The organism is Rhizobium sp. Root708 (assembly GCF_001429725.1).
Lineage (GTDB): Bacteria > Pseudomonadota > Alphaproteobacteria > Rhizobiales > Rhizobiaceae > Rhizobium.
This window is the reverse complement of sequence record NZ_LMHV01000003.1, coordinates 183,069-190,116: the sequence shown is the minus strand read 5'-3', so window position 1 is coordinate 190,116 and position 7,048 is coordinate 183,069. Positions and strand designations below refer to the sequence as shown.

General features: G+C 60.6%; 7 protein-coding genes and 1 pseudogene. 7 read left to right on the top strand and 1 reads right to left on the bottom strand.

All coding sequences use genetic code 11. The features are described from left to right. The 7 genes and pseudogenes from ASE04_RS29825 to ASE04_RS04020 all read left to right on the top strand — a co-directional run. Positions 1-247, top strand: a pseudogene (locus ASE04_RS29825) (IS3 family transposase); the annotation flags it as partial. A gap of 350 nt (positions 248-597) precedes the next feature. After that, entirely contained in the window at positions 598-1,494 is an 897-nt protein-coding gene (yghU, locus tag ASE04_RS04040) for a glutathione-dependent disulfide-bond oxidoreductase (RefSeq protein ID WP_056812367.1), read from the top strand. Positions 1,495-1,741: 247 nt separating this feature from the next. After that, positions 1,742-2,299 (top strand): FMN reductase, encoded by a 558-nt coding sequence (msuE, locus tag ASE04_RS04035; protein WP_056812362.1) that lies wholly within the window; start codon positions 1,742-1,744, stop codon positions 2,297-2,299. A 12-nt stretch (positions 2,300-2,311) separates the two neighbouring features. After that, positions 2,312-2,482, top strand: a complete 171-nt coding sequence (locus ASE04_RS31115; protein WP_194273815.1) for a hypothetical protein — start codon at positions 2,312-2,314, stop codon at positions 2,480-2,482. A 247-nt stretch (positions 2,483-2,729) separates the two neighbouring features. Next, on the top strand, positions 2,730-3,329 hold the full coding sequence (locus ASE04_RS04030) for an RBBP9/YdeN family alpha/beta hydrolase (protein WP_056812358.1): 600 nt from the start codon (positions 2,730-2,732) through the stop codon (positions 3,327-3,329). Between the two features lie 235 nt (positions 3,330-3,564). Beyond that, the gene (locus ASE04_RS04025; RefSeq protein ID WP_056812354.1) at positions 3,565-4,224 is read left to right on the top strand and encodes a peroxiredoxin; all 660 of its coding nucleotides are present in this window, start codon (positions 3,565-3,567) and stop codon (positions 4,222-4,224) included. 30 nt (positions 4,225-4,254) lie between these two features. Next, positions 4,255-5,583, top strand: coding sequence for an LLM class flavin-dependent oxidoreductase (locus ASE04_RS04020; protein ID WP_056812352.1), 1,329 nt, complete (start codon positions 4,255-4,257; stop codon positions 5,581-5,583). A 61-nt stretch (positions 5,584-5,644) separates the two neighbouring features. Here ASE04_RS04020 and ASE04_RS04015 read toward each other — a convergent pair whose 3' ends face one another. Further along, a complete protein-coding gene (locus tag ASE04_RS04015; RefSeq protein WP_056812350.1) occupies positions 5,645-7,036 on the bottom strand; it encodes an LLM class flavin-dependent oxidoreductase in 1,392 nt (463 codons plus the stop codon). Positions 7,037-7,048 lie beyond the last annotated feature (12 nt).

Below are 7,048 nucleotides of genomic sequence, written 5' to 3'. Positions count from 1 at the left end.
CGTTCCTCAAGCACCACAATCTGGTTCACTCGATGAGCCGACGCGGCAACTGCCATGACAATGCGGTAGCTGAAAGCTTCTTCAATCTTCTGAAGCGGAGCGGATACGTCGCAAGGTCTACCGTTCACGCGATGAAGCTCGCCAGGACGTGTTCGACTACATCGAAATGTTCTACAACCCCAAACGCAAGCACGTCAGAAACGGAATGCTGTCACCCGTCGAGTTCGAGCGCTTGCAGAAAACATAACGCGAGGGTGTCTACGAAACTCGGGGCTATTCAGGCCCCCGCAACCAAATCTTCCCAAAACACACAGCACAAACACACAACATCAAAAGCCCCGAATGGGGCGTGCTTGCGTTCCGCAACACGCTAAGAGAGAACGAAAGCGAAACGGCAGTGCAGAGACGTGCCTGCTCTGCCGAATGCAGAAAGACCGGTGCCTCGCGACCTCGCCTGGATGCAAACGCTCGACTATATCATCGCAAAACGCCAGAAAAAACAGCGATGCGCTATGGCATCGGCGCCTGCTCGACCATACCTATAGCGCTCGTTTGTGGTTCCACAATGCGTGTGTTTCTGAGCAAGGACAGATACTGATGACCGAGAAATCCCCCGCCGATAACTTCCCCGCCGGATACGAGCTTCCCAAGGTTTGGACGTGGGAGAAGGGGAATGGCGGACAGTTTGCCAATATCAACCGTCCGATCGCCGGGCCGACTCATGACAAGGAGCTTCCGGTCGGAAAGCATCCGTTGCAGCTCTATTCGCTGGCGACGCCGAATGGCGTCAAGATCGGCATCATGCTGGAGGAGCTGCTGGCGGCGGGCCATTCCGGCGCGGAATATGACGCTTGGCTGATCAAGATCGGCGAGGGCGAACAGTTCGGGTCGGGCTTCGTCAGTGCCAATCCGAATTCGAAAATTCCCGCGTTGGTGGATTATTCGACGGCTGAGCCGACCCGGGTATTCGAGAGTGGCTCGATCCTGCTCTACCTTGCCAACAAATTCGATGCGTTTCTGCCGAAGGACCACAAGGCTCGGACGGAGACCATGAACTGGCTCTTCTGGCAGATGGCATCGGCGCCGTATCTCGGCGGTGGCTTCGGTCATTTCTATGCCTATGCGCCGATGCTCATCCAATATGCGGTCGATCGCTTCTCGATGGAGGTCAAGCGCCAGCTCGACGTCCTTGACCGGCATCTCGCCGACCATCGCTATATGGCCGGCAGCGATTACTCCATCGCCGATATCGCCATCTGGCCGTGGTACGGCGCTCTCGCACAGGGCAAGACCTATGGGGATGCGGGGAACTTCCTCGATGTTCAGAGCTATCGCAACCTGCAGCGCTGGACGGCCGAGATCGCGGAACGTCCTGCGGTGAAGCGTGGGCGGATGGTCAACCGGATGTCCGGCGATCCGTCCGAGCAGCTGCACGAGCGTCACGACGCTTCCGACTTCGATACGAAGACGCAGGACAAGATCGCCCAGGCCTGATCGCTAGCGCCTGCGGGCGGCCATAATCAAGAGACCGATTTGCGGCTCCACGCTCGAGAAGGGCGTCGGGGCCGCAACTGCTTGTGGAATCCTATTGCCAGGGCGCCTCGCGAGCCTTGCGCCTAACCGTGCCGGAAGCCGAGGCCGGAGCAGTGAATTTCACGGTTCCCGCGAATAACGAAACGCGATTTCTTTTGTATATTAAATTTATAGACAATATTTGGCGCAACGTAGAAGGAGAGATCACATGTCGTTGCGCCTGGTGGGCATTGCCGGAAGTTTCAACCGCCCGTCGAAGACCTACGCCCTCGTCAAGCACATCGCAGGACGTGCCGCCGAAAGCTACGGCTTCTCGACGACGATCCACGACCTGACGGATGTGGGACCATCGCTGGGAACGGCCCTGTGGTCCAACGAGCTGGACGAGCAGGCGAAGGCTGTTGTCGACGATATCGTCAGCGCCGATGTTCTGGTCATCGGTTCGCCGACCTACAAGGGGTCCTATCCCGGTCTCTTCAAGCATCTGATCGATCTGATCGATCCCAACGACCTTCGTTCGAAGCCTGTCATCATCAGCGCGACCGGAGGCGGCGATCGCCATGCCCTGATGGTGGAGCACCAGCTGCGGCCACTGTTCGGCTTTTTCATGGCGCACACCTTGCCGACGGCCGTCTATGCCTCCGACCGCGACTTCGTGGACTATGCGGTTGCCTCGGACGCACTCAGTGGCCGGATCGATTCCGTCGTCGGCGAGCTGTCGACCTTCTTTCCGCCTGCCAAGGCCGCCTTGCAGGCCGCGGAATAGGGAGGGCATGTGATGGGCGGCACGGACAAGGCCTCGATGGCAACCGAGTTGTGGAGCGTCTTCGATTTCGCGCGGCGTTATCGGTTGACGATGCGGGAACAGAACCGCCTTCTGATGCTGTTCGGCCCAGTCGCCAGCGCCGACGCTCTGCTCTCGACCGCAAGACGGAGCCAGTTGCTCTAAATCCAAAGGAGACGTGACGATGCGATTCCTTATGTCTGAACTTTTTTCTCTCGCCGACCGCTGGTTGCTTGCCTGGCGGCAACCGCTGCAAGACGAGGCTTCGGAGCGCCAGATGGACGCGAGGGCAAGCGATTATGAGATCTACTATTGGAACCCGTCGTGTGGGCCCTGGTATTGATGCTGAGGTCGCGAAGTGGCCTTCGACTGGAGTCGGCTCCAGGCAACGCGACGAGATGAGGATTTGACGATGACCCCGGTACTCGTTCTTCCCGGCCTCTACGGATCCGAGGACGCTCACTGGCAAAGCGCTTGGTTGAACGACCATCCCGAAAGCCGGCTTGTCGAGCAGGACAACTGGGATCGGCCGCAGCTCAACGTCTGGCTGGAGAGGCTCGAGGCATCGCTTGAGGAGGCCGGGGAGGCCTACATCGTCGCGCATAGCCTCGGCTGCATTCTTGCGGCAAGCCTTGCGGGACGACCCTCGGCATCACGCGTGAAGGGCGCGCTTCTTGTCGCCCCATGTGACTTGCCGGCGACCGAGAGACTGCACAGCGGCCAGATCGCGTTTGGCACGATGCCCACCGCACGGTTGCCTTTTGCCAGCCTTCTCGTCGGTAGCCTGAACGATCATTACATGTCGCTCGACCGACTGACCCTCTTTGCCCGCCTCTGGGGCAGCGAGTTGCGCAATGTCGGCCTTGCGGGGCATATCAACGTCGCAAGCGGCTATGGTCGCTGGCCCGGCGGATATCGCCTCTTCGAAACGCTGAAGGCGAGAATTCGCCATCTCGACAAGATACCGCCGATGAAGCCTGCGCTCGGGCGGGCGGTTCCGTCTCTTCTGTAACAGCCGGCCAGCGCCTATCTTCTCCTTGACTATGTGCGCAACCTCGCCGATCAATCACACCGCGCCGAAGATGGAGCAGCACTGTAAGATTATCGACAGGACAGCTGCAGACATCACGACGGCCGATCGGTTCGACCTTGCCGCCCGCCAGATTTCCGGCGACGGCGGGCAAGCAGACCGATCGTTTATCTGTCATTGAAATAACCACGCCATTTATCAACAAGGGTCACCGCTCATGAGCCTCCGTATCAACGATATTGCACCTGATTTTACCGCCGACACCACGCAGGGCGCCATCCAGTTTCATGACTGGATCGGCAACGGCTGGGCCGTCCTTTTCTCTCATCCCAAGAACTTCACGCCTGTCTGCACGACCGAACTCGGTGCGATGGCTGGCCTCGAGCCAGAATTCCGCAAGCGCGGCGCGAAAATCATCGGCATCTCCGTCGATCCGGTCGAAAGCCACAGCAAGTGGAAGAGCGACATCAAGACGGCAACCGGCTTCGATGTGGACTATCCGTTGATCGGCGACAAGGACCTGCAGGTCGCCAAGCTCTACGACATGCTGCCGGCTGGTGCTGGCGAGACCTCGGAAGGCCGCACGCCTGCCGACAACGCGACCGTGCGTTCTGTGTTCATCATCGGCCCGGACAAGAAGATCAAGCTGATCCTCACCTACCCGATGACAACAGGACGCAATTTCAATGAGATCTTGCGCGCGATCGATTCCATCCAGCTGACGGCCAAGCACCAGGTTGCAACGCCCGCCAACTGGCAGCAGGGGGAGGACGTCATCATCACCGCCGCTGTCTCGAACGAGGACGCGGTCACCCGCTTCGGTTCGTTCGACACCGTGCTGCCGTATCTGCGCAAGACCAAGCAGCCGCAGGCCTAAACAGCAATAGTGACCAGACGGGGAAGCATGATGGCACACGAGCGACAATTGCACCTTGGTGCCTTCATGCGCCCCGTTAGCCTGCATACCGGAGCCTGGCGCTATCCCGGAAGCTATCCGGACGCGAACTTCAATTTCAGCCACATGAAGGAATTCGTGCGGAAGCTGGAAGCGGCGAAGTTCGACGCCTTCTTCATGGCCGACCATCTGGCGGTGCTGAACATGCCCATCGAGGCGTTGAAGCGAAGCCAGACGGTGACCTCATTCGAACCGTTCACGCTCTTGTCGGCGCTTGCCGCCATCACCGACCGGATCGGCCTCGTCGCGACAGCCTCGACCACCTTTGACGAGCCCTATCACGTGGCTCGCCGCTTCGCCTCGCTCGATCACATCTCCGACGGTAGAGCCGGCTGGAACATCGTGACGACGGCAAATCCCGATGCTGCGCTGAATTTCGGGCTGGAGGAGCATGTCGAGCACGGTGAGCGCTACCAGCGCGCCCGCGAGTTTTACGATGTCGTCACGGGTCTCTGGGACAGCTTTGCGGAAGATGCATTCGCCCGCGACGTCGAAAGCGGGCAATTTTTCGATCCGGCAAGGATGCACGTCCTCGATCACAAGGGCGACGAGTTCAGCGTCCGTGGGCCGTTGAACATTGCGCGGCCGCCGCAAGGCTGGCCCGTGATCGTACAAGCAGGCCAGTCCGAGCCGGGCCGCCAGCTTGCCGCGGCGACTGCCGAAGTCGTCTTCTGTTCGCCGCGGGATCTGGAAGCGGCGAAGGCCCTCTATGCCGACATCAAGGGGCGGATGTCTGCAGTCGGCCGCGATCCGCTGCATCTCAAGATTCTGCCCGCTGCCTTCGTCGTTATCGGCGATACTACCGAGGCAGCACGCGAGAAACGGGCGAGGCTCGATGGCCTCGTGCATTACGATAGCGCCATCGCATCGCTTTCGATCGCCCTCGGGCACGACGCTTCCGCTTTCGATCCGGATGGCCCGCTGCCTGATATTCCGGAGACGAATGCAAGCAAGACCGGCCGTGCGCAGGTCTTGAAGCTGGCGCGCGAGGAGCAGTTGACGGTTCGGCAGCTCGCGCAGCGTTACGGCGGCTATTCCGGCCTGGCATTTGTCGGCACGGCGGCATCGATTGCCGATGAGATGGAGCAATGGCTGGTCGAGCGTGGCAGCGACGGCTTCAACGTCGTCTTTCCGTATCTTCCGCAGGGGCTCGACGATGTGGTGAACCTGCTCGTCCCGGAGCTGCAGCGGCGCGGCCTGTTCCGCTCGGAATACGAGGGCACGACCTTGCGTGATCATCTTGGGCTGCCCCGGCCTGCCAACAAATTCTTTGCCGATTGATCGGCGTGCAGCAATCGGGGCAACGGATGTGTTGGCACGCCCGTTGCCCGTCTTGTTCGGCTTAGATTGCAATCTTCCTGGAGGCTTCACCGAACGCGCGATAGGCAGCGCCTGGATGCGGTGCCTGCAGGCGAGGCCCCTGGCCTCCGAGCTTTTCGCGCAATGTTCCCTGGCGATATTCGGTCTTGTAGACGCCGCGCTTCTGCAACTCCGGCACGAGAAGATCGACCGCGTCCTCGAAGCTCTCGGGCGTCACGGCGTAAGCCAGATTGAAGCCGTCGACGTCGGTATCCTCGATCCATTCCTGCATCAGGTCCGCGACTGTTGACGGCGAGCCGACGAAGACGGGTCCGAAGCCGCCGATGCCGACCCAGTCCGCCATTTCGCGCACGGTCCATTCCTTATCCGGATCGATCGTGGTGAAGGTCTCGACGGCGGATTGCACTGCGTTGGTATGGCGATGACGCAGCACTTCGTCCGGGCCGAACTGGCCGAAGTCGATCCCGGTCCAGCCGGAGATCAGCGTCAGCGCGCCCTCGAAGGATGCGTATTGCCGGTATTCATTGAACTTGCGCTGCGCCTCGGCGTCGGTTTCACCGAGGATGACCGTCTGCAGATTGAAGGCGAGGATCTCGCGCGGGTTGCGACCGGCGCGTTCGGCGGCCTGCCGTACATTGGCGACGTAGCGCTTGAGAACCGGCTTCGACGGGGCGGCCACGAAGATGCACTCGGCATGGGCACCGGCGAAGTCCTTGCCACGGCTCGAGGCGCCGGCTTGGTAAAGGACCGGCGTGCGCTGCGGCGAAGGCTCGCTGAGATGGATGCCGGGGACGCTGAAATGCTTGCCGGAATGATGGATGGGATGCACTTTCCGCGGATCGGTGAAGACACCTTTCTGGCGGTCGCGGACAACGGCGTCGTCCTCCCAGCTGCCTTCCCACAGCTTGTAGCAGACCTCGAGATATTCATCGGCAAGGTCGTAGCGGTCGTCGTGGTTCGTCTGCGCCGGCTGGCCGACGTTGAGGGCGCCACTGTTGAGATAGGAGGTGACGATGTTCCAGCCCACGCGGCCCTTGGTCAGGTGGTCGAGCGTCGAGACCCTGCGGGCGAAGGTGTAGGGGTGCTCGAATGAGAGCGAAGCCGTCAACCCGAAGCCGAGGTGTTCGGTTTCATAAGCCATGGTCGGAATGAGCTGCAGCGGGTCGTTGACCGGCACCTGGGCGGAATGGCGAAGGGCCGCGTCGACATTGCCGTTCAGCACGTCGTAGACACCGAGCACGTCGGCGATGAAGAGCCCGTCGAACTTGCCGCGCTCAAGCGTCTTGGCGAGGTGCACCCAATAATCGAGATCCTTGTAGGCCCAGGATTTGTCGCGCGGGTGGCGCCAGAGGCCTGGCGACTGGTGTCCGACGCAGTTCATGTCGAAGGCGTTCAGCCTGATTTCTCGGCTCATGTCATAGTTCCT

Excerpts from the sequence above, each read along its gene's own strand:
- yghU (WP_056812367.1), top strand. The coding sequence starts at position 598 with ATGACCGAGAAATCCCCCGCCGATAACTTCCCCGCCGGATACGAGCTT.
- msuE (WP_056812362.1), top strand. The coding sequence starts at position 1,742 with ATGTCGTTGCGCCTGGTGGGCATTGCCGGAAGTTTCAACCGCCCGTCG.
- ASE04_RS31115 (WP_194273815.1), top strand. The coding sequence starts at position 2,312 with ATGGGCGGCACGGACAAGGCCTCGATGGCAACCGAGTTGTGGAGCGTC.
- ASE04_RS04030 (WP_056812358.1), top strand. The coding sequence starts at position 2,730 with ATGACCCCGGTACTCGTTCTTCCCGGCCTCTACGGATCCGAGGACGCT.
- ASE04_RS04025 (WP_056812354.1), top strand. The coding sequence starts at position 3,565 with ATGAGCCTCCGTATCAACGATATTGCACCTGATTTTACCGCCGACACC.
- ASE04_RS04020 (WP_056812352.1), top strand. The coding sequence starts at position 4,255 with ATGGCACACGAGCGACAATTGCACCTTGGTGCCTTCATGCGCCCCGTT.
- ASE04_RS04015 (WP_056812350.1), bottom strand. The coding sequence starts at position 7,036 with ATGAGCCGAGAAATCAGGCTGAACGCCTTCGACATGAACTGCGTCGGA.